This window comes from Nonomuraea sp. NPDC001684, from assembly GCF_053596515.1.
The window spans coordinates 1-25,718 of sequence record NZ_JBSFGJ010000100.1; the positions used below are offsets into that span (position 1 = coordinate 1).

24 protein-coding genes and 1 riboswitch are annotated in these 25,718 nt (G+C 73.0%); of the genes, 14 read left to right on the forward strand and 10 right to left on the reverse strand.

Annotated elements, in window-relative coordinates:
- The first annotated feature begins 90 nt into the window (after positions 1-90).
- From ACWCSD_RS19875 to ACWCSD_RS19885, 3 genes are all read left to right on the forward strand, one after another.
- Positions 91-330 (forward strand): hypothetical protein, encoded by a 240-nt coding sequence (locus ACWCSD_RS19875; RefSeq protein ID WP_449916705.1) that lies wholly within the window; start codon positions 91-93, stop codon positions 328-330.
- Entirely contained in the window at positions 320-1,762 is a 1,443-nt protein-coding gene (locus ACWCSD_RS19880) for a serine/threonine-protein kinase (RefSeq protein WP_397162236.1), read from the forward strand. The genes ACWCSD_RS19875 and ACWCSD_RS19880 overlap by 11 nt, the downstream gene beginning before the upstream one ends.
- A 315-nt stretch (positions 1,763-2,077) precedes the next feature.
- Entirely contained in the window at positions 2,078-3,520 is a 1,443-nt protein-coding gene (locus ACWCSD_RS19885) for a hypothetical protein (RefSeq protein WP_449916708.1), read from the forward strand.
- Positions 3,521-3,704: 184 nt separating this feature from the next.
- Here the strand turns inward: ACWCSD_RS19885 and ACWCSD_RS19890 are convergent, their stop codons facing one another.
- From ACWCSD_RS19890 to ACWCSD_RS19905, 4 genes are all read right to left on the reverse strand, one after another.
- Positions 3,705-4,106: an FtsX-like permease family protein gene (locus ACWCSD_RS19890; RefSeq protein WP_449916736.1), complete on the reverse strand. Its 402-nt coding sequence runs from the start codon at positions 4,104-4,106 to the stop codon at positions 3,705-3,707.
- A 215-nt stretch (positions 4,107-4,321) separates the two neighbouring features.
- Entirely contained in the window at positions 4,322-5,977 is a 1,656-nt protein-coding gene (locus tag ACWCSD_RS19895; RefSeq protein ID WP_449916711.1) for a PH domain-containing protein, read from the reverse strand.
- Positions 5,974-6,465, reverse strand: coding sequence for a PH domain-containing protein (locus tag ACWCSD_RS19900; RefSeq protein ID WP_449916714.1), 492 nt, complete (start codon positions 6,463-6,465; stop codon positions 5,974-5,976). Before ACWCSD_RS19900 ends, ACWCSD_RS19895 begins: the two co-directional genes overlap by 4 nt.
- The gene (locus ACWCSD_RS19905) at positions 6,462-6,701 is read right to left on the reverse strand and encodes a hypothetical protein (protein WP_358294134.1); all 240 of its coding nucleotides are present in this window, start codon (positions 6,699-6,701) and stop codon (positions 6,462-6,464) included. The genes ACWCSD_RS19900 and ACWCSD_RS19905 overlap by 4 nt, the downstream gene beginning before the upstream one ends.
- A 111-nt stretch (positions 6,702-6,812) precedes the next feature.
- Between ACWCSD_RS19905 and ACWCSD_RS19910 the strand changes: the two genes are divergently transcribed.
- Both ACWCSD_RS19910 and ACWCSD_RS19915 read left to right on the forward strand, forming a co-directional pair.
- Positions 6,813-8,036, forward strand: coding sequence for a sensor histidine kinase (locus ACWCSD_RS19910; RefSeq protein ID WP_397162231.1), 1,224 nt, complete (start codon positions 6,813-6,815; stop codon positions 8,034-8,036).
- A gap of 14 nt (positions 8,037-8,050) precedes the next feature.
- The gene (locus ACWCSD_RS19915) at positions 8,051-8,707 is read left to right on the forward strand and encodes a response regulator transcription factor (protein ID WP_352353303.1); all 657 of its coding nucleotides are present in this window, start codon (positions 8,051-8,053) and stop codon (positions 8,705-8,707) included.
- Here the strand turns inward: ACWCSD_RS19915 and ACWCSD_RS19920 are convergent.
- Complete coding sequence (locus tag ACWCSD_RS19920; RefSeq protein WP_449916718.1) at positions 8,697-9,776, reverse strand: phosphotransferase family protein; 1,080 nt, start codon at positions 9,774-9,776, stop codon at positions 8,697-8,699. The two genes, ACWCSD_RS19915 and ACWCSD_RS19920, sit on opposite strands and share 11 nt — an antisense overlap.
- A gap of 144 nt (positions 9,777-9,920) precedes the next feature.
- Here ACWCSD_RS19920 and ACWCSD_RS19925 point away from each other — a divergent pair, with 144 nt between their 5' ends.
- The 6 genes from ACWCSD_RS19925 to ACWCSD_RS19950 all read left to right on the forward strand — a co-directional run bounded on the left by ACWCSD_RS19925 (position 9,921) and on the right by ACWCSD_RS19950 (position 17,362).
- Positions 9,921-11,243 (forward strand): NYN domain-containing protein, encoded by a 1,323-nt coding sequence (locus ACWCSD_RS19925; RefSeq protein ID WP_358294130.1) that lies wholly within the window; start codon positions 9,921-9,923, stop codon positions 11,241-11,243.
- A gap of 132 nt (positions 11,244-11,375) precedes the next feature.
- Positions 11,376-12,302: a C40 family peptidase gene (locus tag ACWCSD_RS19930; protein ID WP_449916722.1), complete on the forward strand. Its 927-nt coding sequence runs from the start codon at positions 11,376-11,378 to the stop codon at positions 12,300-12,302.
- Positions 12,303-12,652: 350 nt separating this feature from the next.
- Positions 12,653-12,816: riboswitch (cyclic di-AMP (ydaO/yuaA leader) on the forward strand.
- Between the two features lie 130 nt (positions 12,817-12,946).
- Complete coding sequence (locus ACWCSD_RS19935) at positions 12,947-13,429, forward strand: C40 family peptidase (RefSeq protein WP_397162228.1); 483 nt, start codon at positions 12,947-12,949, stop codon at positions 13,427-13,429.
- Positions 13,430-13,599: 170 nt separating this feature from the next.
- Positions 13,600-14,433: a hypothetical protein gene (locus ACWCSD_RS19940; RefSeq protein ID WP_397162227.1), complete on the forward strand. Its 834-nt coding sequence runs from the start codon at positions 13,600-13,602 to the stop codon at positions 14,431-14,433.
- Positions 14,434-14,444: 11 nt separating this feature from the next.
- Complete coding sequence (locus ACWCSD_RS19945; RefSeq protein ID WP_449916725.1) at positions 14,445-16,271, forward strand: M48 family metalloprotease; 1,827 nt, start codon at positions 14,445-14,447, stop codon at positions 16,269-16,271.
- Entirely contained in the window at positions 16,268-17,362 is a 1,095-nt protein-coding gene (locus ACWCSD_RS19950; protein ID WP_397162225.1) for a glycosyltransferase family 4 protein, read from the forward strand. The genes ACWCSD_RS19945 and ACWCSD_RS19950 overlap by 4 nt, the downstream gene beginning before the upstream one ends.
- A 16-nt stretch (positions 17,363-17,378) precedes the next feature.
- Here ACWCSD_RS19950 and ACWCSD_RS19955 read toward each other — a convergent pair whose 3' ends face one another.
- Genes ACWCSD_RS19955 through ACWCSD_RS19965 form a run of 3 tightly spaced genes read right to left on the reverse strand, consistent with a single transcriptional unit; the run spans position 17,379 to position 20,451 of the window.
- The gene (locus ACWCSD_RS19955; RefSeq protein ID WP_358294118.1) at positions 17,379-18,296 is read right to left on the reverse strand and encodes a carbohydrate ABC transporter permease; all 918 of its coding nucleotides are present in this window, start codon (positions 18,294-18,296) and stop codon (positions 17,379-17,381) included.
- Positions 18,293-19,165: a carbohydrate ABC transporter permease gene (locus ACWCSD_RS19960; RefSeq protein WP_352322927.1), complete on the reverse strand. Its 873-nt coding sequence runs from the start codon at positions 19,163-19,165 to the stop codon at positions 18,293-18,295. Before ACWCSD_RS19960 ends, ACWCSD_RS19955 begins: the two co-directional genes overlap by 4 nt.
- Positions 19,165-20,451 (reverse strand): ABC transporter substrate-binding protein, encoded by a 1,287-nt coding sequence (locus tag ACWCSD_RS19965; protein WP_397162224.1) that lies wholly within the window; start codon positions 20,449-20,451, stop codon positions 19,165-19,167. The genes ACWCSD_RS19960 and ACWCSD_RS19965 overlap by 1 nt, the downstream gene beginning before the upstream one ends.
- A gap of 182 nt (positions 20,452-20,633) precedes the next feature.
- Here ACWCSD_RS19965 and ACWCSD_RS19970 point away from each other — a divergent pair, with 182 nt between their 5' ends.
- Positions 20,634-21,416 carry a DeoR/GlpR family DNA-binding transcription regulator gene (locus ACWCSD_RS19970; protein ID WP_397162223.1) on the forward strand — a complete coding sequence of 261 codons (783 nt, stop codon included), beginning with the start codon at positions 20,634-20,636 and terminating at the stop codon, positions 21,414-21,416.
- Positions 21,417-21,469: 53 nt separating this feature from the next.
- On the opposite strand, the gene ACWCSD_RS19975 is transcribed toward ACWCSD_RS19970, so the two are convergent.
- The gene (locus ACWCSD_RS19975; protein WP_449916729.1) at positions 21,470-22,363 is read right to left on the reverse strand and encodes an aldo/keto reductase; all 894 of its coding nucleotides are present in this window, start codon (positions 22,361-22,363) and stop codon (positions 21,470-21,472) included.
- Positions 22,364-22,421: 58 nt separating this feature from the next.
- Between ACWCSD_RS19975 and ACWCSD_RS19980 the strand changes: the two genes are divergently transcribed.
- Complete coding sequence (locus ACWCSD_RS19980) at positions 22,422-22,826, forward strand: MerR family transcriptional regulator (protein ID WP_449916732.1); 405 nt, start codon at positions 22,422-22,424, stop codon at positions 22,824-22,826.
- 3 nt (positions 22,827-22,829) lie between these two features.
- Here ACWCSD_RS19980 and ACWCSD_RS19985 read toward each other — a convergent pair whose 3' ends face one another.
- Positions 22,830-24,575, reverse strand: coding sequence for an AMP-dependent synthetase/ligase (locus tag ACWCSD_RS19985; protein ID WP_449916733.1), 1,746 nt, complete (start codon positions 24,573-24,575; stop codon positions 22,830-22,832).
- Positions 24,576-24,703: 128 nt separating this feature from the next.
- Here ACWCSD_RS19985 and ACWCSD_RS19990 point away from each other — a divergent pair, with 128 nt between their 5' ends.
- Positions 24,704-25,471, forward strand: coding sequence for a metallophosphoesterase family protein (locus tag ACWCSD_RS19990; protein WP_387666192.1), 768 nt, complete (start codon positions 24,704-24,706; stop codon positions 25,469-25,471).
- Positions 25,472-25,718 lie beyond the last annotated feature (247 nt).

The window sequence follows — 25,718 nt, forward strand, 5'->3', positions numbered from 1 at the left end:
CGATGAGCACGGCATCGGTGTGGGTGCCGCCCACGTCGATCCCTATTCGCACGTCACTGGACCTGGCCGGAGATCGGCGTCAAGACCGACATGCGCTCCACCCGCACCCCCGTCCACGACCTGGCGGGCCTTGGCGAGGAGGCGTTCGCGTTCGAGCTGAAGGGCAAGACCGGCCGCGTCCACTCGGCTCACGTCTACTACCGGATCGCCAACCTGGTGGTGGCCGTCCAGTACGCCACCCTGGCCGACAAGCCGACCGACGAGGACGTCCGGCAGGCGGCGATCAAGGCGGCCCGGGCGAGCGAGCAGGCGTTGCGCCGTGCGAAGTGACCACTACCTGCTGGCCGGCCGCTACCGGCTGGTCGAGCAGCTCGGGCAGGGCGGCGCGGGCACGGTGTGGCGGGCGCTGGACGAGACGCTCGACCGCGAGGTCGCCGTCAAGCAGGTGCGGGTGCCGCCGGGGCTGAGCCCCCACCAGCGGGCCGAGTTCGCCGACCGCGCCATCCACGAGGCTAGGTCGGCCGGACGCCTGCGCGACCCGGCGATCGTGCTGGTGCACGACGTGGTGCTCGACGGCGACCAGCCGTGGATCATCATGGACCTGGTCACCGGCCGGTCCCTGGACAAGGTGATCAGGGAGAACGGGCCGCTGCCGCCCCCGTACGCGGCCCGCATCGGGCTGCAGGTGCTGTCGGCGCTGGAGGTCGCGCACTCCCACGGCATCCTGCACCACGACGTCAAGCCGGCCAACATCCTGCTCGACGCCGACGGCTCGGCCATGCTGACCGACTTCGGCATCGCCGTCCCCATGGGCGGTCAGGGCGACGGCGCCGGCAGCGGCGGCTCGCCCGGCTACATGGCGCCCGAGCGGCTCAACGAGCAGGCGCCGGGCCCGGAGTCCGACCTGTGGTCGCTGGGCGCCAGCCTGTACACCGCCGTGGAGGGTCGGGCGCCGTTCGAGCGGCAGCTGCCCGCGGCGGTCGCGGCGGCGGTGCTGCTGCACGACCCGCCCTTCCCCGCGCGGGCGGGCCGCGAGTTCGGCGGGCTGCTCATGGCGATGCTGGCCAAGGAACCCGCCGCCCGTCCCACGGCGGCCCAGGTCCGGCAGGTGCTCAGTGGCGCGCCGGTGCGCTCCGGCCCGGTCCCCGGGCGTCGCCGGCGGTGGTTGCTGCCGGTGGCCGTCGCGTCCGGCGTCGCGGTGCTCGGCGCCGGCTGGTACGCCGTGGACGCCCTGGCCGGTCAGCCGGAGACCGGCCGGTACGCCGCCGCCCCCGACCCCTGCCGCCTGCTGAGCGACGCCCAGGCCGCCGAGCTGGCGAAGGGCGCCGTCCGGCGCAGCGCCACGCGGGACGGCGAGTGCCAGTGGGTCGCGGGGCTGGAGGAGCGGCGGGGCCGGCGGATCACCGTACGGACCTGGGTCGAGAAGCCCGACGGCGACCTCGGCGGGCCGCAGGTGGCCGCGCGCCGGTTCGCCAGCGAGAAGGGCACCAGGAACGCGGCGCAGGGCACCCGGGCGCGGATGGCCGCCGGTGAGGTCGTGGACGTCGCGGGGGTGGGGGAGGCGGCGTTCGTGCAGAACCGGTTCGAGCTGTTGATGTCCTCCAGCACGGTCGGCCGGTTCGACAGCATCGTGCTCTTCCGGTCCAGCAACCTGCTCGGCGAGGTGATCTGGCACCGCGACGAGGTGTCGGTCAAGGCGCCGGTCGACAAGGAGACGGCGCTGCGGATCGCCCGGGCGGTCTCCGGGGCGCTGCCGGGATGATCGTTGTGCGTGCCGCAAGGGGCATTTCGCCATGTCTCACCGCAAGTCAGGGCAATCTCAGGAGTCGCAGTGAATCCCGGTAGCGAGTACGAGCCGCCGACCACCCCTCATCCGGTGCCGGGCCGGCGGTTCGAGCCGCAGGGAAGGCCGCCGACACCGCCGCCCGGCCCGCCCTTCGGTCCGCAGCCGGGCCCGCCGCCTCACCCGCAGCCGGGCCCACAGCCTGTTCCTCAGCCTGTTCCTCAGCCCGGTCCGCAGTGGGGGCCGCCGTCGGGGCCGCAGTGGGGGCCGCCGCCGGAGCCGCCCACGGGGCCGATGGGCGGGCCGCCCGCCGGTCGGCCCGGACGCCGCCCGGCGTGGTTGCTGCCCACCCTCGCCGCGGCCCTGGTGGTGGTCGTGGCCGGCGGCGGCGTGGGGGCCTACCTGTTGCTGTCCGGCAAGGGCGGCGGCGGGACGGCCGCCGGGCCGTCGTCGTCGGCGGCGCGGTCCGTGGTGCCGGCCGCCGCCGCCCCCGGCCCGGACGCCTGCTCGATGCTGCCCGCGGACGAGGCCGAACGGCTGGCGCCCGGCGCGACGGTGAGCAAGTCCTCCAGGGACTCCGACTACACCGTCGCCTTCACCTGCAACTGGCAGAACCAGCGCATCTCGTTCGGCGAGTTCTGGCGCAGCAGGGAGATCGACGTCAGGATCGAGCAGCACAAGGGCGAGGGCGCCAAGACCGGCCGCTCGATGGCCCAGAACTCCTACGAGATGGACTACCGCGGCGCCAAGTACGGAGCCACCGCCAAGCCCTCGCTCGACCCCGACGAGAAGGAGTACGTCTCCCCGGTCAAGGACGTCACCGGCGTCGGCGAGGGGGCGTTCGCCCAGTACACCTGGCGGCGCGACGGCAAGCTGCTGTGGTACTCCTTCGGCCAGGCCCACGCCCAGGTCGGGGACATGACGATCCGGGTCAAGTTCCAGGCCGGGCAGCAGCGCAAGGACGCGCAGATCCTGTCCAACGAGAGCACCAGGTCCATCACCGAGGAGAACGCGATCCGCGAGGTCAGCGGCCTGATCGCGTACTTCGCCAAGGGCGTGGCCGCCTGGCAGGCGCAACACCCCGGCGTGCTGGCCAAGGCCGACCAGGCCCCGGCCACCCAGAGCCCGGCCGCCCGCCCGACGCCCTCGCCCACGGAGCTGGCCGCCTTCCCGCCTGCCTGCCAGGCCGTCACGGAGGCAGCCACCCGCCTGGTGCCGAAGCCCACCACGAGGGCGCGCGCCACCGAGTCGGGCAACGACAACGAGACCGAGTGCCGCTGGCTCAACCTCGACCTGCCGGGCACGGCCGGGAACGTCAGGATCCGCAGCCTGCTGATCACCACCCACCGCTTCACCAACCGGGCGGGCGCGATCGACCCGGGCGCGGCCAAGGCGTACTACGCCGGCGAGTACGGCGGCGACAGGAAGACCGCCGAATCGTCCATCGGCGGCATCACGTGGGGCGAGCTGCGCGACATCGAGGGGCTCGGCGAGCAGGCCTACGGCCAGTTCGTGCAGACCAGGCAGGGAGAGGTGTCGGCCTCCAGCGGCACGGTGATCGCGCGTACCGGCGCGCTGGTGGTCAGGGTCGACTACTCCGGCGCCGAGCGGCCCAAGGGCGAGCCGGCGAACTCGCCCAAGGCCCGGCTCATGCCCCGCAAGGAGGCGCAGGACGGCGCGCTCGCCCTGGCCAGGGCATACCTGGCCGAGCTGGCCAAACAGCCGGCCGGAAGCTGATCCCACGCGGCGAACCTCAGGGCGCGGACGTGGGGGCGCGGGCGTCAGGGGCGCGCGTCAGGGCGCGGGCGTCAGGGCGCGGGCGTCAGGCGACCCGTACGCGAGCGTCAGGCGGCCCCTACGCGAGCGTCAGGACGCCCTCAGCCGGACGTCACGCGGGCCTCACGCGGCCCTCGACCGGACGTCACGCGGGGGCCTCACGGAGCCGTTCGACGCGGATGCCGCGCAGGAGCAGCTCCGACACCGCCCCCGCGACCAGCAGGCTGACCAGCAGGGCCGCGCCGACGACGAGCGCGACCGGCACCGCAGCGACCTCGTGCGGCAGCGGCGGCGTGCCCGGCGGCACGGTGAACTGCGGGATGCGGCCCAGCGCCACCTTGGCCGCCGTCAGCCCGGCGGCGAGCCCGGCCAGCGTGCCGGCGGCCACCGTGATCACCTGCTCCAGCAGCAGCGCGACCCGCAGCGCCGCCACCCGCGCGCCCGACGCCTTCAGCCCGGCCAGCTCGTACCCGCGCCGCTTGGCGGCCGTGTGCAGGGCCGGCACGGTCCTGCCGAGTGCCAGCACCGCCGCCGACAGGGCGGCCACCAGCAGCAACAGCAGGGCCAGGCCCGGCCCCTGACCGGCGAACGAGGTGGCCGGCTCCGCGGCGCGGGGATCATCCTCCCGGCGGGCGATCTACCTCAACGGTCAACAAGGCTGCAACTCGGTTGCAAGCGCGACAAATAGCGTATTGACCAGAAAGCCGCCGGGCCGCGCGATCACGGCTTGTCCGCTACAGGGGCATGGGCAACCGTGGTGGATCACGCGGCCTGCCGCCCGCCGTCCGGACCGCCGCCCGGACCGCCGCCCCGCCCACTGCCCCGTCCGCCGCCCTGTCCGTCGCCCGGGCCGCCGCCCTGTCCGCCGGTCAGGAACGGCTCCAGCAGGCCCGGGACCGCGCGTGCCGCCAGGTCGAGCCCGTCGCCGCGGCCCACGTCCAGCACCTCGTAGTGGCCGCCGCCCGCGGCTGTGCAGGCCGAGACGGTCAGCAGGCCCGAGCGCCGCTGGAAGAACGACTGCCGGAACGTCCAGCCGGTGATGCCGGCCCGGTCCAGCGCCACCGTACGGCGGACGAGCGCGCCGCGGCGCGTGACCAGGTGCCGCGGGCCCAGCGCGTGACCGAGAGCGCGCCGGCTCTCGGCGGCCAGCCACAACCCCACCGGGAGCGCCAGGACGGGCGCCGCCCACACCCACGCGCGCGGCCACGACGCGGGCAGCAGCCACCAGGCGAGCCCCGCGCCCGCCGTCAGCACGACGGTGGCCACCAGCGCCCGCACGACCCGCCGCCGCCCGGCCGCCACCGGATGCACGACCAAAGACGCGCCCCCCGCGCCGATCCCCGCCCCCGCGCCGATCCCCGCCCCCGCGCCGATCTCCGCCCCCGCGCCGATCCCCGGGCCTGTCCCGACGCCCGCCGTCGTGTTCGCGATCGCGGCGGCGACGCGGGCGGCCTCGGCGCGGGGGAGCGGCGGGGTGAGGGCGGCCACGTCCTCGGTCTCGTCCTCCGTCTTGGCCAGGCCGGTCGCGACGGCCTTGACCCGGGCGCCGCCGCCCAGCCGCAGCAGCAGCGGCTCGCTGATCTCGACGCCGCGCAGCCGCCGTTCCTCCAGGGTCAGCGAACGCGTGGTCAGCAGCCCGCGGCGCAGCCTGAGCCGGCCGGGCTCGCGTTCCAGGCGGTAGCGGCCCCAGGACTCGGCGTACAGCAGGAACGCGCCGAGCGCGCCGACGGCCGCGTTGAGCGCCAGGACCAGCGGGACGGCGAGCCACGGCTGCGCGCTCACCCAGCCCCACAGGCCGCTCGCCGCCCGGTCGGTGAAGTCCTTGAGCCCGACGGCCCCGAGCCCCTTGTAGGCCGCGCCCAGGACCACCGCCGCCCCGGTGAACGTCCAGACCGACAGGGGCGCGTACCGGATCCACGACCAGCGCAGCTCGGCCAGGGGACCGTCCTCGGGCGCGGGCGCGTCCTGGCGCAGCAGCGTGCGGCGCAGCATCTCGGCCGAGTGCCGGTCGAGGGCGTCCAGCACCAGCTCCGAGCCCTCGGCCGCGCGCTCGCCGGTGCCGACCTTGACCACGGTCAGGCCGAACGCCCGGCGCACCGGGTCGGCGCGCAGGTCCACGCTGCGCACCCGGTCCAGCGGGACCGCGCGGTGCTGCCGCACGGTCACGCCCGAGCGCAGTTCGAGCCGGTCGGACGTGAGCCGCCAGGCGGTCGTCCGCAGCCGGGCCGCCTCGTAGGCCACCGCCCCCGCCACGATCAGCACGGCGGCCCCCGCGCACGCGGCGACGACGCCGCCCGCCTCCCAGTCCTGGCCCACCAGGAACCGCGCCAGCGCGGCCACGGCGCCGGCCGCGAACGCCAGCGACCTGGCGGCCGCGTTCCACAGGCCCCGGCCCGACAGCCGCTGCCAGCCGGTCACGTCGCGTCCCCGGGCGTCGCCTGGGTGCGCGCGGTGAGCCGTTCGGCCAGGTCCGCGGCGAGCCGGTGGTCCAGCGCCGTGATCTTGACGGCTCCGGCGGAGGAGGCGGTGGTCACGGTGACGTCGGCCAGCCCGAACAGCCGCTGCACCGGCCCCCGCTCGGTGTCGACCCGCTGGATCCGCGACATCGGCGCCACCTTCCACGTGTGCGTCAGCCACCCCTGGCGGACGTAGACCGCCTCCTCGGTGACCTCCCACCGCTGCACCCGGTAGGCCGCCCGCGGCTCGGCCAGCGCCACCAGCAGGCACGCCGCCGCGAACGCCACCGCCGCCACCCCCAGCCCCGGCGTGCGCGGCGTGAACACCAGGTACGCGCCCACGGCCGCCGCCGCCAGGGGGACCATGAGGACGAGCCACTGCACCGTCCACCACGCCACCGCCCGGCGGTCGGGACGGTGCCGCGGCGGACGCAGCGCGGTCCCGCTCATCGGCCCTCCTCCGCCCCGCCGGCCGTCCGCCCGGCCGCGCCGGCCACCGAGAGCAGCGCGAACCCCAGCACGCCGATCACGACGGCCGCGAAGACCTCGTAACCGTCGAGGAAGGGCAGCACATTGACGACGAGCAGGCCGTGCGCCCACCCCCACCAGCCGAACAGCGTGTTGAGCAGCCCGCCGACCCCCTGCAGGATCAGCAGCCAGCCGAACACCTCCACCACCGCTTTCATGCCGTCCACACTCGCCGCCGCGGCGGCCCGCCCGCCTCGGCCATCGGTCTGCGACGACACCGACTTTGGTCGCTGTCGCCGGCTCCCGCGCAGGGCATAACCTCGACGAATGTGAGGGAACTGCGGGGGGAGGGCGATCCGGCCCTGGAATACCGGTGGGCGTTGCCGTCCACGCTGCTCGGCGACGGGCGCGGGGGCCGGGTGCGGCGCTCGACCCTCGACTGGGTCTCCGACATCGCGCTGTTCCTGCTGGCCTGCGGCGTGACGTTCATCAGCCTGGAGGAGATCAGGAACGAGCCCGAGCCGCTGCTGGCCGTCGAGCAGATCGTGGGCGCGCTGGCGTGCGCGGGGGTGTGGCTGCGGCGGCGCTGGCCGGTGGGGTTCGCGCTGGTGACGATCCTGCTGTCGTCCTACCTGGAGCTGGTCGGCGGGGCCTCGCTGGTGGCGCTGTTCACCGTGGCGGTGCACCGGCCGTTCAAGGTGTCGGGGCCCGTCACGCTGCTGGCGCTGGTCACCCTGGCCCCGTACGTGCTGCTGCGGCCCCAGGAGGACCTGACGCCGCTGTGGGGGGCGGCGTTCGGGGTCACGATCGTGCTGACCGTCTACGCCTGGGGCATCGTCATCCGGGCCAGGCGGCAGCTCGTCTGGTCGCTCAGGCAACGGGCCGAGACCGCCGCCGAGGACGCCAAGCGGCTCGAACGCGAGCGCATCGCCCGCGAGATGCACGACGTGCTGGCCCACCGCATCTCGATGCTCAGCCTGCACGCCGGGGCGCTGGAGTTCCGTCCCGACGCGCCCGCCGAGGACGTCGCCAGGGCCGCCGGCGCGATCAGGAGCAACGCCCACCTGGCGCTCCAGGACCTGCGCGAGGTGATCGGCGTGCTCCGCCACACCCCGCCGGGGGCCGCCGACCCGGTGCCCGACCGGCCGCAGCCGACGCTCGCCGACCTGCCCGCGCTGGTCGAGGAGTGCCGCCAGGCCGGCATGGACGTACGCCTCGACCTGGGCGCCGCCGACGGCGTCCCGGCCGGGGCGGGCCGCAACGTCTACCGCATCGTGCAGGAGGCGCTCACCAACGCGCGCAAGCACGCGGACGGCGCGCCGGTGGCCGTGGCCGTGGCGGGCGAGCCGGGCGAGGGGGTCTCGGCCGAGGTGCGCAACCCGGTGTGGTCGCGGCACGGGCCGCGCATGCCGGGGGCGGGCGCCGGGCTCATCGGGCTGACCGAACGGGCCGAGCTGGCCGGCGGCCGGCTGGAGCACGGCGTGACCGGCGGCGAGTTCCGGGTACGCGCCTGGCTGCCGTGGCCGCCGGAGCAGGACGGGGACGGACGTTGACCGACGGAGGGCAGATGGACGCGCCGATCAGGGTGCTGATCGTGGACGACGACGCGATGGTGCGGGCCGGGCTGTCGATGATCCTCGGCGGGGCCGCGGACATCGAGATCGTGGGCGAGGCGGCCGACGGGGCCGAGGTGCCGCCGCGGGTGGCCGAGCACCGGCCGCACATCGTCCTGATGGACATCCGCATGCCGGGCGTCGACGGGCTCACCGCGACCGAGGCGCTGCGCCGCACCGCCTCGCCGCCCGAGGTCGTGGTGCTGACCACCTTCCACGCCGACGCCCAGGTCGTGCGGGCGCTGCGCGCGGGGGCGGCCGGGTTCCTGCTGAAGGACATCCCGCCCGGAGACCTGGTCGACGCCGTCAGGCGGGTGGCCGCGGGGGAGCCGATCCTGTCGCCGGCGGTGACCCGGCAGCTCATCTCGCACGTGTCCGACGGGGGCGGCCGCGACCGCACCGAGCGGGCGCGGGGGCTGCTCGGCCGGCTGAGCGAGCGGGAGCGCGAGGTCGCGCTGGCCGTGGGGCAGGGCAGGTCGAACGCCGAGATCGGGCGGGAGCTGTTCATGAGCGTGCCCACGGTCAAGGCGCACGTCTCGCGCATCCTGACCAAGCTCGACCTGAACAACCGGGTGCAGATCGCGCTGCTGGTCTACGACGCTAGCGGGTGAGCAGCTCCTCGATGGCGGCCCGGTGGAGCACCAGGTCGTCGGGGTCGTCCGGCATGGGCTGCTCGCCGAAGTGGATCCTGCGCTGCCACACCCGGGCCATGATGACGCCGTGGCGGAGGGCGGCGTACATCTCGTAGAAGTCGAGGTCGCGGGGTTCGTAGCCAGTTATTTCGCAATATTTCTGGCAAACATCGTCGCGGCGCATGAAGTCCGGCATGCCGGGCAGGCCCATCGTCACCGCGAGGTCCTGGAAGAAGCGGTGCAGGAAGATCATCCAGGAGAGGTCCAGCTCGCGCGGGCCCACGGCGGCCATCTCCCAGTCGAGCACCGCCACCGGCGTGAAGTCGCGGTACATCACGTTGCCGATCCTGGCGTCGCCCCAGGTCAGGACGTCGGGGCCGGGGTCGTCCGGCCAGTGTGAGCCGAGCCAGTCGAAGGCCCGCTCCAGCACGGGGATCGGCCGGGCGCCGTGCGCCCACCGGTAGTAGGCGCGCTGGGCCTCGACGTGCGCGCGCAGGCCGTCCGTGCCGCCGGGGGCGAGCGGGCCGAGCACCGCGACGTCCTGCCCGGTGTACGGCGTCTCGTGCAGCGCCGCCACGAGCCCGACGCTCGCCTCCTGCAGCCGCCGCCGGTCGCCGGGGGAGGCGTCGTGCAGCCAGCCCCCGAACGTGTACGGCATGACGTCCGGCGGCACCTCGCCCTCGGCCCGCTCCATGACGAAGAACGGCGTCCCGAGCGGCGCGGGGTCGGGCTCGAACCAGAGCGGTCTCGGCGCTGGGATCCCAGCTTTCTCCCTGGCCAGCCGCATGACCTCGAACTGGGCCCGCAGATCGTAGGAGGGGAACACCGGAACGGCTTCCGCCGCAGGTGCGAGCCTGGCCACGCACCGCCGCGTCCCGGCGGCCCAGGTGGCGGTGAAGAACAGCGTCTCGCTCGACATGCCGTTGCCCGAGGGCCGCGACAGCTCCGACACCGTGGCGTCCCCGCCGACCCGTCCGCGCAGCCAGCGGGACGCCCGCTCGCGCAGTTCCTCCAGGTCACGCGTGGACGTGCGCATCTGTTCCGTCACCGCTCACCTCCAGGCCGCACCGCTGCCCCGGCTCAGTCGTATACCCCCTACCAAGCGCTTGTCTAGGTTCAAGGGACCGTTACGGTCAGGTACGCAAGAGCCGTACCCTTGTCTGAAAGGGCATGTCACGAAGGGACAAGTGGGATGAGTTCAGCGGGTGAAGGCCTGTCTCGCCCGCTTCCCGAGCAGGTGCGCCTCAACGTCGTCGACCTGGCCGCCCAGGTTCTCGGCACGATGCCCGCCGTCTCCGTGCCGCCGCCGCTGCGCGGCATCGCGAAGTTCGACCCGCGCAAGCGCGCCAAGCTGGGCAGCGCGCCGATCGCCGCGCAACTGGAGAACGACAAGAAGTTCCGCGAACTGGTCGCGGAGTCCGTCGCCGCCGGATGGCCCGAGCTGGTCGCCGCGCTGGCCGAGGGCAGTGTGCCGCCCGCCGCCGACCCCGTGCTGGTGGCTGCCGCAGCCTATCTCACCAGGCCCCCCGGCTGGGCGGAGATGATCGAAACCGCCCGCGCCGACCTGGAGCAGTCCGCCGTGGCGGCCGAGGGGTCCGAGCGCGAGGAGGCGGTGACGCGGCTGCGCGAGCAGCTCGCCGCCCAGAAGACCGCCGCCAAGGAGGAGGCCGACCGGCTGCGCGAGCAGATCAAGGCGGCCCGCGCCGAGAACTCCGACCTGCGGCGCAAGCTCCACGACGCCCGCGAGCGGGCCAAGGCCGCCACCCGCAGGGCCGAGGAGATGGAACAGGCCGCCGACGACGCCCGGCACGCCGCCTCCGCCGCCGGCAACGCGGGCGAGGCCGAGCTGCGCCGCCTGCGCGAGCGCCTGGCCGACGTGGAGAGGCAGCTCGAAGCCTCCCGCCGGGCCGCCCGCGAGGGCCGCAGCATCGAGGACGCCCGCATCAGGGTGCTGCTCGACGCCCTTCAGGACGCCTCGGCCGGGCTGCGCAGGGAGCTGGCGCTGCCCACCACGATCAGCAGGCCCGCCGACTCGGTCGCGGCCAGCACCGGCGAGCGTCCGGGGGTGCGCGGGGTGCCCGCGCGGGCCCTGGCCGACGACGACCCGCAGCTCCTCGACCAGCTCCTGGCGCTGCCGCAGGTCCACCTGATCATCGACGGATACAACGTCACGAAGACCGGCTACGGCACGCTCACCCTCGCCGACCAGCGCAACCGGCTGATGACCGGCCTCGGCGGGCTGGTCGCCCAGACCCGGGTCGAGGTGACGGTGGTCTTCGACGGCGCCGAGCTCAACGCGCCGGTGCAGGTGGTGGCGCCGCGCGGGGTGCGGGTGCTGTTCAGCGCGCCGGGGGAGATCGCCGACGACCTGATCCGCCAGCTCGTCCGGGCCGAGCCGCCCGGCCGGGCCATGGCCGTCGTCTCCTCCGACCGCGAGGTCGCCGAGTCCGTACGCCGGATGGGCGCCAGACCGGTTCCGTCCGGTCTGCTGCTGCGCCGGTTGGGCCGCGCATAAGTTACGAATTAGCACTATTGGCGAGACCCAACCCGCCACTTCTGTACTATTTCGCCCCAGGTGTAATCCCTGGGAGGCGACGCTGTGAGGTTTGGCCGGGTGACGGTGGCCGCGGGTCTCGCGATCGGACTGATGACGGTCCCGATGGGTGCGGCGCTCGCTGATCCCAAGCCCACTCTCAAACAGGCCAAGGCCAAGCTGGAGAAGCTGAACGACAAGGCCGACAGGGTCGTCGACCGGTACAACACGGCGACCGAGAACTACAAGAAGGCCAAGGACGCCTACACCAGGCTCAACGACCGCTACAAGCAGAAGCTGCAGACGGTCGCCGACCTCCGCGCCGAGATCATCAGGGTGGCGGTGGACTCCTACAAGCTGGGCGGGGACGTCACGTCCCTGCCCGGCATGGTCGGCGTCGACGACCCCGAGAACCTGCTGGCCGGGCTGGCCATGGCCGGGCAGCTCTCGCGCGAGCGGCTGGAGAAGCTGGCCGCCTTCGACCGCGAGAACAAGGGGCTCAAGGCCGAGCGCGACAACGCCGAGACCGCGCTCGCCGACGCCGACAAGGAGCGGGACGCCGTCCAGCGGGAGCGGGCCGAGGTGCTGAAGCTGGTCGGCCAGCAGAAGAAGCTCCTGGACAAGCTGGGGGCCTACAACCCGGGCAACCCCAACAGCACCGGCATCAAGTACACCGGTCCCGCCTCGGGCAGCGCGGCGGCCGTCCTGAACTTCGCCTTCGCCCAGGTGGGCAAGCCGTACATCTACGGGGGCACGGGCCCGCGCGGCTACGACTGCTCAGGGCTGACGCAGGCGGCCTGGCGCGCCGCCGGCGTCTCACTGCCGCGTACGACCTGGCAGCAGTGGGCCTGGGGCGCGAGCCGGAAGGTGGACCTCAAGGACCTCCAGCCGGGTGACCTCATCTTCAGCGAGGGGCTCGGGCACGTCAGCATCTACGCGGGCGGCGGCAAGATCGTCCATGCGCCGCAGACGGGCGACGTCGTCAAGGTCGTCCGCCTCGCCGACTACGGCCGCCCGCTCGTCGGAGCCATCCGCCCCTGACTCGGCCCCCGCCCTAAATCTCGGGCGGCTTCGGCGTGCCCGTGATCGCTGCGGCGAACGGGACAAACGGGGCGAAAGTGCCCTGACAATCGGGTGTGTCGGGAAGTGTGAGAAGGGTCACAAACCGGTAACGGAACCCTGAGGTCCAGCAGGGGTTTCACCCTTTACTTGCACCTTTATCTGATCTTTACAGGCCGAGTCTCCCTTTGCCAAATCTTGACCCCTCGGCGTAGTTTCTGGCGTCGCGGTCAGCAAGCCATGCGCACCGCGGATCGACATCGGAACCCCGATGCGGACCAGATAAAAATCCAGCGGTCGCCGCCGATATCCCCGTTCAGGCACAACCATCGGGCGGCGACCTGCCGAGTCCGTGCAGCCAGGAGGCACGGAGCCGGGGACCCACAGATCCCGTCATCCCCCGGGATCAGGGGTGAATCGGCGCGTCTTCGCGCCGTAGGGCGACTTCCAGGCCCGAATCCGTCAGCTAACCCGGTAGGCGTTCGTGGAAGACACAAGGAGAAATCCTGTCTACCTCCCTGCATAACCCCCGTCTGTCCCGTCTTGCCCTGAGGGGCGTCGCACTCACGATGACCGTGACGGCCGGAGGTGCGGTTCTCCATGCCGTGCCGGCCGGGGCGCAGACGGTGAGCGAATCGGCCGCCAGGCTCACCGCGGTGTCCAGCACCGCCAAGGCGGCCACTGCGAAGTCGGCCAAGTCGGCGAAGACCGTCAGGTCTGCCAAGTCGGCCAAGGCCGCGCGGCAGGCGTCGAAGGCCCGCAGGGCCGTCGCCGTCGCCAAGCATCAGGTCGGCGACCCGTACCGGTACGGGGCCACGGGCCCTGGTGCGTTCGACTGCTCCGGACTCGTCCAGTACGCCTGGAAGAAGGCCGGGGTACGACTCCCGCGCGTGACGAACAGCCAGTTCGCCCGCATCAAGCGCAAGGTCTCCTGGCGCAATCTCAAGCCGGGCGACCTGATGTTCTTCAACGGGCTGGGCCACGTCGGCATGTACGTCGGCCACGGCAAGATGGTCCATTCGCCGCGGACCGGCGAACGGGTGCGCATCGACAAACTGGGCGGATGGCGGAAGTCGTCGTTCGTCGGCGCGGTGCGTCCCGGCGCGTGACAACGGGCCCCGCCCGGACCCTCCCCGGTCCGGGCCGGGGCCTGTCGCATGCCCGGCCCCGAGCAGGACCCGGTCCGGCGGAGGGCCCGGCTCCGCGACGGGATCGGTCCGGCGGAGGGCCCGGTCTCGGGAAGGGGCCGGGAGGGGCGTGGGCCTACTAGCATCGGGCCGTGTCCTCGCAGGTGCGTCCGTCCCTTCGCGGTCCGCGGCTGCTCCTCTCGATCCTGCTGCTGTCGACGGCGGTGCTCGTGGTCGCCGACGCGCCGCCCGCCGCCGTCCTGCCCGCCGGGGCGCGCGGGTTGTGGAGCGACGGCGGTCAGGTGGCCCGCGGCGCGCGGTCCGTGGTCGTGGGGCACCGCGCGGAGCCCGGCGTGCTCGCCGATCTGGCCCGCCGCGCGGACCTCGCCGGACGGCGGGTGTCCGCGGTGCTCGGCCGGCCGGTGCGCGCGCTGGTCGTCGTGCCGGACTCCGACGCTGAGGCGGCCGGGCTGGCCGGCACGGGCCCGCTGGACGGGCTGGCCGCGGTTGCCGACGGCGCCAGGGTGATCGTCGTGCCCGGCTCGTTCGCCCGGCTCACCCCCACGGGACGCGACGTCGTCCTCACCCATGAGCTCACCCACGTCGCCGCGGGCACCGACCGGCTGCCCGTCTGGCTCTACGAGGGGTTCGCCGACTACGTGGCCTACCGCGACGCGGGGCTCCCCGTCAGGACGGCCGCCGCCGAACTCGCCGCCGACGTACAGGCCGGCCGGCTGCCGAGCGAGTTGCCCGGACCTGCGGCTTTCGCCCCCACGGCCGCCGATCCCGGACGGCTCGCGCGGGCGTACCAGGAGGCATGGATGGCGTGTCGCTTCCTCGCAGACCGGTTCGGTGACGGGACCCTGGTACGGCTCTACCGTGATGCCCGCGTGGCCGGCGTCGATCAGGCGCTCGCCTCCGTGGGGCTCACCGCCGAGACGCTGGCGGCACGGTGGCGCGAGTACGTACGAGAGCAGCTCGCGTGAAGGGGAGGCAGATGAGCGAGCGGAACGACCCGCCCCGGGAAGGGGACGAGCCCGCCGGAGCGGTCGCCAGAGGGGCCGACGAGCCCGGCACGGCGGTCGCGGCGGCGCACGGCGGCGGTGTGGCCATCAGGGACGACGGCGGAGACCGGCCCGGTGACGGTGCGCCGCCGGAGCCGTCCGGCACCAACGAGCCCCCCGAGTCCCCGGGCCACGCCGACGATCCGGACTATCCGGACGCCCGCCCCGACGCGGACGCCGACCCCGACACCGAGGACCCCCGTCACCCCCGACCCCCCACCCCCGACGACCGCCCCCACGCGACCCACGCCGACGCCCCCGCCACCGACGCCCAGCCCTGCGCGCAGGCCGCCGATGGCACGGACACCCCCGGCAGGAGCCCCGAGGCCCCCGACGAGCCCCCGGACCACCCCGGCAAGGGCGGCAAAGGTGGAGGCGAGGGCAAGGGCCGTGGCAAGGGCGCGGGCGATCCCGCCACCCCCTTCGCCGAAGGCGTCGAGGCCCGTCCAGGAACCGGCAAGCTGACGGGAACGGCGGAGCACCTGATCGCCCGCGAACGGCAACGCGTGGAATCCCGCTCCAGGCGCGCCGCCGGCGCCGCCCTGGCCCTGGTCGGCGGCGTGATCCTGGCCGTGGTCGCGTTCACCACCCCCTGGCGGGTCCTGGCGGCGGGCGCGCCCGCCGTCGCCCCCGACCCCGCCCGTGACTTCAGCGCCGCCCAGATCGCCAGGGCGCAGGCGTTCGACGCGGCCACCACCCTGCCCGGCTACATCTCGCTCGGCCTCACGGTCCTGTTCGCCGGGCTGCTGGTCCTGACGCCGTTCGCGGCCAAGGTGCTGGGCGTGCTCAGGGGCCCGTGGTGGGTGCGGGTGATCCTCGGCGTGGTGGTGCTCACCGCGATCACCGAGGTGCTGAGGTGGCCGCTCGGCATGTGGTTCGAGACGATCCTGCGCGACTACGGCCTGTCCACCCAGGACTGGGCGGGCTGGGCCGCCGACCGGCTCAAGAACACCGGCGTCGGCGTGCTGCTGACGGCCGTCATGCTGCTCGCCCTCGTGGCGCTGGCCCGCAAGGTGCGCCGCTGGTGGATCCCGGCCGCCGTGGGCGCGTTCGCGCTCACCCTCGGCGTGTCGTACGTCTACCCGGTGGTGTTCGAGCCGCTGTTCAACGACTTCACCTCCATGCCGCAGGGCTCGCTGCGGTCGGAGCTGCTGGCCATGGCCGAGCGGGACGGCGTCCCGGTCGAGGACGTGCTGGTCGCCGACGCCTCGCGGCGCACCACGGCGCTCAACGCGTACGTGTCGGGCTTCGGGGCCACCCGCCGGATCGTCGTCTACGACACGCTGCTCAAGGCGCCGGAGTCGGAGGTCGAGCTGGTGGTCGCGCACGAGCTGGGCCACGCCAAGCACGCCGACGTGCTCGACGGCACGCTGCTCGGCGGCCTGCTGGCCGCCTTCGGGGCGATCGGCCTGTTCCTGCTGGTCGGGCCGCTGCGGCGGCGCACGGGGATCGCCTCGGTGGCCGACCCGCGCGCCATCGGCGTGCTCATGGGGCTGATGACGCTGGCCTCGCTGGTCTCCGACCCGGCCCAGAACCTGATCACGCGGCACGTGGAGGCGCGGGCCGACGTGCACGCCCTCGACCTCACCAGGGATCCGGCCACGTTCGTCGCGATGCAGAAACGCCTCGCCATAACCAACATTTCCGACTTGTCGCCGGATGCGGTGGAATATGTGCTCTATGCCTCCCATCCCTCCAGCCCCGAGCGCAACGCCCTGGCCCGCTCGTGGGCGAGACTGAACGGCGTCCCCGAACCGTGACCGACGTGGTCTTCGTGACGAACGACTTCCCGCCCAGGCCGGGCGGCATCCAGTCGTTCGTGCACGGACTCGCGCTCCGCACGCCGGGTGTGGCCGTCTACGCCCCCGCCTGGCCGGGATGCGAGGAGTTCGACCGGCGTCAGCCGTACCGGGTCGTCCGGCACCCGACGCGGCTGATGCTGCCCACCCCGGCCGTCGCGCGCAGGGCGGCCGGGCTGGTGGCCGAGCACCGCGCCGAGACCGTCGTCTTCGGCGCGGCCGCGCCGCTCGGCCTGCTCGCGCCCCGCCTGCGCGCGGCGGGCGCGCGGCGGGTGGTGATGCTCACCCACGGCCACGAGGCGTCGTGGGCGGGCGCGCCGGGCTTCCGCTCGGTGCTGCGCAGGATCGGCGCGCACGCCGACGTGGTGACCTATCTGGGCGACTACACGCGGCAGCGCCTGGCCGCGGCGATCCCCCCGCACAAGCTCGTCCGCCTGGCGCCCGGCGTCGACGTCGACCAGTTCCACCCGCGGGCCGCCAAGGCGGCGCTGGGCCTCGACGGCCGGCCGGTGGTGGCCTGCGTGTCCCGGCTGGTCCCGCGCAAGGGCCAGGACCAGCTCATCCGGGCCTGGCCCAGGGTGCTGCGCGCGGTGCCGGACGCGGTGCTGCTGCTCGTGGGCGGCGGCCCGTACCGGTCGCGGCTGGAGCGCCTGGCGGGCGGGCACGAGTCGATCAGGTTCACCGGCACGGTCCCCGCCGCGAGCCTGCCCGGCTACTACGCGGCGGCCGACGTCTTCGCGATGCCCTGCCGCACCCGCTGGAACGGCGTGGACGTCGAGGGCCTCGGGATCGTCTTCCTGGAGGCGTCGGCGACCGCCCTGCCGGTGGTCGCGGGCAACTCCGGCGGCGCGCCGGACGCCGTCCGGCCCGGGGAGACGGGCCTGGTCGTGGACGGCGCGGACGTCGCGGACGTCGCCCAGGCCGTCGTCGACCTGCTCTCCGACCCCGCGCGGGCACGCAAGATGGGCGCCCGCGGCCGCGACTGGATCACCCGCGAGTGGACGTGGGAGCAGGTCGCCACCCGCTTCCACGCCCTGCTCCGACCCTCCTGACCTTGGCCAGGTACACCTAGCCCTTGGTCGAGCCCAGCGTGAGCCCGGCGACGAACTGCTTGTGCAGGAGCTGGAAGACGACCAGCGTGGGCAGCGCCACCAGCAGGGACCCGGCCGCCAGCAGGTTGTAGTCGGTGAAGAACTGGCCGCGCAGGTTGTTCAGCGCCGAGGTCACCGGCAGCTTGTCGCCCGAGGACATCAGCACCAGCGCCCACAGGAAGTCGTTGTACATCCAGGTGAACTCCAAGGTGGCCAGCGCCGCCAGCACCGGCCTGCACAGCGGCAGCGTGAGCCGCCAGTAGCGCTTCCACACGCTCGCGCCGTCCACGAGCGCCGCCTCGGTGATCTCCTCCGGGATCGTCCGCATGAAGTTCGCGATGACGAAGACGCAGAAGCCGAACTGGAACGCCACGTGGATGAGGATCAGCCCGAGGTAGGAGTCGTAGAGCGACTGGGAGTCCGACAGCCAGGCGGGCAGCGGCACCAGCGTGTAGAGGGTGTACAGCGGGGTGATGAGCACCTGCGGCGGCATCAGGTTCCCGGCGGTGAACACGATCAGCAGCGCCTTGCGCCCCGGGACGCGCACCCGCGCGACCGCGAACGCCGTGAACGAGGCCAGCAAGAGCGTGACCAGCACCCCGGGGACGACGATGATCAGCGTGTTCAGGTAGTAGCGGGGCAGCTCGGCCCGGCTCCACGCCTCGGCGTAGTAGCCGAGCGTGAGGTGCTCGGGCACCGACAGGTAGCCCAGCCGGGCCGTCTCCGCGTACGGCCGCAGCGAGGCGTAGACCGACAGGGCCAGCGGCAGCACCCAGCCCAGCGCGACCAGCGCGAGGAAGACGTGCAGCAGGACGCGCAGCGGCCGCACGGGCCGGCGCGCGGGCGGCCGCCGGTCCTGGGCCGGGGGAGCGGCGGCGGGCGCGGTGAGCGTCATCGCTCCTCCTTGAACAGCTGCGACAGGTACGTGACGATGAACCCCAGCGAGATCACCAGCAGGATCACGGCGATGGCCGAGCCGAAGCCGATGCGGCCGGCCTCGCCCACGATGTTCTCGGTGACCAGCACCGACAGCAGCTCCAGGCCGTTCCTGCCCTTGTTGACGGCGTAGACGACGTCGAACGCGCGCAGCGCCTCGATCACGGTGATGACCAGCACGATCACGTTGACCGGCCGCAGCGTCGGGAACACCACGCGGAAGAAGGCCTGCGCCTCGGTGGCCCCGTCGATGGCGGCGGCCTCCTTCAGCGCCGGGTCCACGGCCTTGAGCCCGGCCAGGTAGATGATCATGACGTAGCCGACGTGCCGCCAGCCGGCCGCGACCATCACGACCCAGATGTTGATCGACCGGTCGCCCAGCCAGTCCACGGTCAGGCCGGTGACCGCGTTCAGCACGCCGTAGTCGGAGGAGTAGACGAGCTGGGCGATGAAGCCCACCACGGCCAGCGACAACACGACCGGCAGGTAGAGCGCGCTCTGGTAGACCCGCGACCAGCGCAGCCGCCGGTCCAGCAGCACCGCGCAGAACAGCCCGAACGGCGTCGCGACCAGCCCCAGGAAGCCCAGCCACAACACGTTGTTGCGCACCGCCGACCAGAACGGCGGGTAGGCGGTGGCCAGGTCGTGGTAGTTGCGCCCGCCCACCCACTCGATCGGCCCGATGCCGTTCCAGTCGGTGCCGGACAGCGCGACGGAGGCCAGCGCGGGCCCCCAGATGAGGCCCACGTTGACGATGACGGCCATCCCCAGCCCGATGACCAGCACGGTCACGTCCCGGGCGGAGTAGCGACGGGTTTTGACGGTCATCAGCGGAAGATGTTGGCCTTCTGCTTCTCGATGCCCGCCAGCAGGGAGTCGATCTCGTTCGGCGCGCCGACGAACGCCTGCAGGGACGGGATCATCACGGTGGAGGCGAAGTCCGGCCGGGTGTCGCGGTCGAGGAACTGCGCCAGGTGGGTGGCCTGGGAGACCAGTTCGGCGCCGCGCTTCTGCAGGGCGCTGTAGCCGCTGGTGTCGGCCTTGGAGCTGGACGCCAGCGTGCCCGGGTCGAGCTTGGTCGCCTCGTTCTGGGACGAGCCCTTGGCCAGGTGCTTGAGCAGGGCCTTGGCGCCGTCCACGTTCCGGGCCTTGGCCGAGATCATGTAGCCGTCGATGGGGGCGTCGATCGAGTCGGTGCCGTGGGCGGGGTCGATCTCGGGGAAGGTGAAGAAGTCGATGTCGTCGCGGTCGGCCTCGGGGAACTGCTGGGCGACGAACATGCCCAGCAGGATCATGCCGGTCTTCTTCTGCGCGAGCGACTGCCCGGCCTCCTGCCAGGTGCGCCCGAGCGCGGCCGGCTGGTGGTACTCCATCAGCCCCCGCCAGGTGTCGAAGACCTGCCTGACCCTGGGGTCGGTCCACGACTCCTTCCCGGCCATGAGCGAGATGTGGAAGTCGTAGCCGTTCGTGCGCATGTTGAGGATGTCGAACGTGCCCATCGCCGGCCAGCCGTCCTTGTCGGCGAACGCGATCGGGACCAGCCCGTCGGCCTTCATCCTCCTGGCCAGGGCGGTGAACTCGTCCAGGGTCCTCGGGGGCTCGTACCCCTTGGCGCGCCACAGGCTCTTGCGGTAGAAGACGGCCCACGGGTAGTAGGTGAACGGCACGAAGTACTGCTTGCCGTCGGTGCCGGTCGACTGGTCCTTGAACGCCTGCGTGTAGTCGCCGCCGATCTCCCGCCACACGTCCGAGATGTCGGTCGCCAGGCCCTGCTCGGCGAAGAAGCGCATCCGGTAGCCGGCGAACCAGGTGAACACGTCGTCGGGCGTGCCCTTGAGATAGCGGTTGATGTTCTCCTGGAACGTGTTGTGGTCGACCGTGTTGACCTTCGGGACGGCCTGGGTGAAGCCTTTGAGCACGGTCTCCAGGGCCTTCTTGGGCACCTCGTCGGAGGCGTTCGAGCCGATCGTGACCGTGCCCGTCCCGCCGCCGGACGACCTGCCGGGCCCGGGGGAGGGGCTGCCGGACCCGCACCCGACGAGGACGGCGGGCACGCCGAACGCGGCGGCTCCGAGGAGTAGACGGCGGCGGGAGATCGGCATGTGTCGGTCCATGGTGGTTCCTCCTTGCCGGACCCTTCAGATTCCCCCGAGTTCGCTCACACCCATTCATCGAAAGACGAAGCCCTACCGCTGTCAACGCACTGTTTCATGACGTTTTCGACGCATTCACCAGGCCGGTGTCATGTCATGATGCGGACGGGATGTGTCGGAACCTGTTGGGATCTGGTGATGCGATGCTCGCCCCGCAGCGTCAGCAGGCGATCCTGGACCTCGTCCGGCAGAACGGCGGCGTCAGGGTCGTGGACCTGGTGCGGACGTTCGGCGTCTCCGACATCACGATCCGGCGCGACCTGGAGCTGCTGGCCGAGCGCGGCCTGCTGGCCAAGGTGCACGGCGGCGCGACCACCATCGGCGCCACGAACGAGCCCGGCTTCGCCGCCAAGTCCGTGCAGCAGGAGGAGGAGAAACAGGCCATCGCCGGGCACGCCGCCGCGCTCGTCCGCCCCGGCACGGCCGTGGCCCTCTCGGCCGGCACCACGACCTGGACGCTCGCCCACCACCTGGGCCAGGTCCCCGGACTGACCGTCGTGACGAACTCCGTCCGCGTCGCCGACGTCTTCCAGCACGCCGGCCGTCCCGACCAGACGGTCGTGCTCACCGGCGGCGTGCGCACCCCGTCCGACGCCCTGGTCGGCCCGGTCGCGGTCGCCGCGATCCGCCGGCTCAACGTGGACCTGCTCTTCCTGGGCGTGCACGGCATGACCGCGAGGACGGGCTTCACCACCCCGAACATGATGGAGGCCGAGACCGACCGCGCGCTGGTCGAGGCGGCCTCCCGGCTCGTCGTGCTGGCCGACCACACCAAATGGGGGACCGTCGGCATCAGCACGATCGCCGAGCTCGGCGAGGCCGACGTGGTCGTCTCCGACACCGGCCTGCCGGAGCCGGCCAGGCAGGCGCTGTCGGAGCGGGCGGGCCGGCTCGTCCTGGCCGAGGCGCGGCCCGTCCCGAGATGAGGCCCGTCGCCGGCTGCGGGGCCGCGCCGCGCCCCCGCTTCCGGACGGCGGCCTCAAGCGACCGCCGCCGACAGCCGGTCGTACTGCTCGTCGGAGAGCTCGACCGACAGCGCCGCCACGTTCTCCTCCAGGTGCCCGATCGAGGAGGTGCCCGGGATCGGGATCACCGTGGGGGAACGGCGCAGCAGCCAGGCCAGCGACGCCTGGGCCGGGGTGACGCCGATCTCGGCCGCCACCGCCGCCAGCGGCGTGCCGGGCCCGGCGTGGGAGCCCGCCGCGATCGGGAAGAACGGCAGGAACGCGATGCCGTGCGCGGCGGCGTGGTCCACGACGTCCTCGTGCTGCCGGGTGGCCAGGTTGTACATGTTCTGCACGGCCGCGATCGGCGTGATCTCCGCCGCCTGGCGCAGCTCCTCGGCGCTCACCTCCGACAGGCCGATGTGCCGGACCTTGCCCTCGTCCCTGAGCTGCTTGAGCGCGCCGATCTGGTCGGCGAGCGGGTAGGCCGGGTCCAGGCGGTGCAGCTGCAGCAGGTCGATGCGCTCCACCCGCAGCCGGCGCAGGCTCAGCTCGGCCTGCTGGCGCAGATAGGCCGGATGGCCGAGCGGCACCCACTCGGCGGGCGAGGGCCGCAGCACGCCGATCTTGGTGGCCACCGCCACGCCGTCCCCGTACGGGTGCAGCGCCTCGGCGATCAGCTCCTCGTTGGCGCCGAGCGCGTAGGAGTCGGCGGTGTCGAAGAGGTTCACGCCCAGCTCGGCCGCCCGGCGCAACACGGCCACGGCGCCCGCCCGGTCCGCCGGCGCCTCCCAGATGGGCGCCTCCATCGCCGACCGCGCGGGGTCGGGGGCGTCGGCCAGCCGCATCGACCCGTAGCCGATCCGGCGCACCTCCAGGTCTCCGCCAATGGTGAACGTCTGTACAGTTTCGCGAGGAATTTCTCTCATGGACGTCACGCTAGAAGCTCACATCGATGTGAGATGCAAGCGGTGTGAGGAGCATCACGTGAAGATCGGCGCGCTCTCCGCGGAGACCGGGGTCAGCCCCCGGCTGCTGCGCTACTACGAGGAGCAGGGGCTGCTGACCTCGTACCGGGCCGACGGCGGTCACCGGCGCTACGGAACGGACGCGCCCGTCGTGGTCCGGCGCATCCGCACGCTGCTCGCCGCGGGCCTGCCGACCAAAGTGATCAGGGACGTGCTCCCGTGCGCCTCCGGCTCCGGCGAGGTGCTGGACGCGTGCACCCTCGATGCCCTCCGCGGCCGGCTCACCGGCCTGGACGAGCAGCTGGCCGAGCTCCAGGCCACCCGCCAGGCCCTGGCCGCGATCCTGACCGCGACCGAGCGGGCGGGCGACCCGGCCGATGAGCCGGCCGATGAGCCGGCCGGTGAGCTGGTCGGGGCCGCCTGACGGCTAGTGGCCGTAGAGCTCGTCGATCTCGTTGGCGTAGTCGCGCATCACCAGGTTGCGCTTGACCTTCAGCGTGGGCGTCAGGTGGCCGCTCTCCTCGGTGAGGTCGGTGTCGAGGATCGTGAACTTCTTGATCTGCTCGGCCTTCGACACCGTGCCGTTGGCCCGGTCGACGGCCTCCTGCACCTGCGCCAGGATCGCCGGGTCGGTGCGCAGCTCGGCCGCGCTGCGGCCGGCGGGCGTCGCCTCGGGGTCGAGCGTGACCAGCGCGGCGACGAACGGACGGCCCTCGCCGACGATCATGGCCTGGGACACCAGCGGGTGGGCGCGCAGCGCGTCCTCCAGCGGGCCGGGGGCGACGTTCTTGCCCGCGGCCGTCACCAGGATCTCCTTCTTGCGGCCGGTGATGCGCAGGTAGCCGTCGGCGTCGAGCTCGCCGACGTCGCCCGTGTGGTACCAGCCGTCGGCGTCGACCGCCTCGGCGGTGGCGGCGTCGTTCTTCCAGTAGCCATGGAAGACGTTGCGGCCCTTGGCCAGGATCTCGCCGTCGTCGCCGATGCGGACCGAGACGCCGGGCAGCGGCTTGCCGACCGTGCCGATCTTGTTCCCGCCCGGCATGTTGACCGAGATGGGGGCGGAGGTCTCGGTCAGGCCGTAGCCCTCGAAGACCTCGATGCCGACGCCCCGGAAGAAGTGGCCGAGCCGGTCGCCGAGCGCCGAGCCGCCGGAGACGGCGGCCGACAGCCGGCCGCCGGTGGCCGCCCGCAGCTTGGCGTAGACCAGCCGGTCGAACAGCAGGTGACGCAGCCGCAGGCCGAGCGGCGCGCCGCCGGACGCCTCCGCCTTGCTCCAGGCCACCGCCACGTCGACGGCGCGGGCGAAGATCTTGCCCTTGCCGCCCGCGGCGGCCTTCTGCTCGGCGCCGTTGTAGACCTTCTCGAACACGCGCGGCACGCCCAGCAGGAACGTCGGCTTGAAGTCCTGGAGGTCGGGGGCGACGTTCTTCATGTTCGGGGTGTGCGCCATGATCGCGCCGGCCTCGACCAGCACCACCTGGATCATCCGCGCGAAGATGTGCGCGAGCGGCAGGAACAGCAGCGCCGCCGGGGCGTTCGAGCTGAACAGCCGGTCGAGCGGCCCGCGCAGCACGTTGAGCGCGGTGAACAGCAGGTTGTCGTGGGTGATCCGGCAGCCCTTGGGACGGCCGGTGGTGCCCGAGGTGTAGACGATCGTGGCCAGGTCGGCGGCGACGACCTTCTTCCTGCGCTCCTCCACGGCCGAGTCGGGCACGCCCTCCGCGTCGAGCCGCCCCTCGACCCGCCAGACGGCCTTCAGCTCGGGCGCGGCCTCGCGGACGGTCTCCTCGTGCGCGTCGAGCTCGACGAAGGCCGCCTTGGCCTCGCTGTCGGCCAGGATCCACCGGACCTGCTCCACCGACGAGGTCTCGTAGATGGGGACGGTGACCGCGCCGACGGACCAGAGGGCGTAGTCGACCAGCGTCCACTCGTAACGCGTGCGCGACATCAGCGCGACCCGGTCGCCGTGCTCGATCCCGGCCGCGATGAGCCCCCTGGCCACCTCGACCACCTGGTCGCGGAACTCGCCCGCGGTCACGACGGGCCAGCCGTCGTCGGTCTTGCGGCGCATGATCACGGTGCCGGGCTCCCGCTCGGCCCGGTCGAAGACCGTGTCCGGCAGGCTTGCTGAGGCAGGCACATCGACCAGGACGGGGACGCTGTACTCGCGCACGAACTTTCAACTCCTCTACGGGGACCGCCTGGACGTTACCGCCTTAAGTTACGCGCCGGTAGCATCGTCATGGGAGCGTTATGAAGGGCGTTCATCACGCTAGCAGCCGTCCCACCTAGGATTTCCCCATGAGGGTCCACGTGGTGAGTGACGTGCACGGCAGGGCCGACGCGCTGGCCCGCGCGGGCGAGGGCGCCGACGCGCTGGTGTGCCTGGGCGACCTGATCCTCTTCATCGACTACGACGACCACGCCAACGGCATCTTCGCCGACCTGTTCGGCGCGGAGCGGGCCGCCGAGTTCATCGCCCTGCGCACGGCCAAGCGCTTCGAGGAGGCCAGGGCCATGTCGGCGCGGCTGTGGGCCACCCTCGACGGCGACCCGCGCGAGCACATCGAGCGCAACGTGCGCGCCCAGTACGCCACCCTCTTCGCCGCCATGCCCACCCCCGCCTACCTCACCTACGGCAACGTGGACATTCCCCGCCTGTGGCCCGACTACCTCAAACCGGGCCATCAGGTGCTCGACGGCGAGGTGGTGGAGATCGGCGGCCTGCGCTTCGGCTTCGTCGGCGGCGGTCTCAAGACCCCCTACCGCACCCCGTACGAGATCGGCGACGAGGAGTACGCCGCCAAGGTCGAGGCGATCGGCGAGGTCGACGTGCTGTGCTGCCACATCCCGCCCGCCCTGCCCGAGCTGCTCTACGACGTCGTGGCCAGGCGCTTCGAGCGCGGCAGCGAGGCCACGCTGGCGGCCATCCGGCGCACCCAGCCGCGTTACGCCCTGTTCGGCCACGTCCACCAGCCCCTCCACCGCCGCGCCCGCGTCGGCCGCACCGAGTGCGTGAACGTCGGCCACTTCCGCGGGAAAGGAGAGCCGTTCGTCCTGGAATGGTGAGCCGTTCGTCCTGGAATGGTGAGCCGGGCGGCCCGTGACCGGCGCTCCGCCGCAACGGGCGGATTCTGCATTACGGTGGTCGCATGGCTGATCGCACCACTTCGAGCACCACCATCGGCGCCGGCCGCGCAGAGGTCATGGCGGTCATCGCCGACTTCCCCGCCTATCCCGAATGGGCCGGATCGATCAAGCGCGCCGAGGTCGTCAGTACGGGCGCCGACGGGCGACCCGAGCAGGTGCGGTTCGT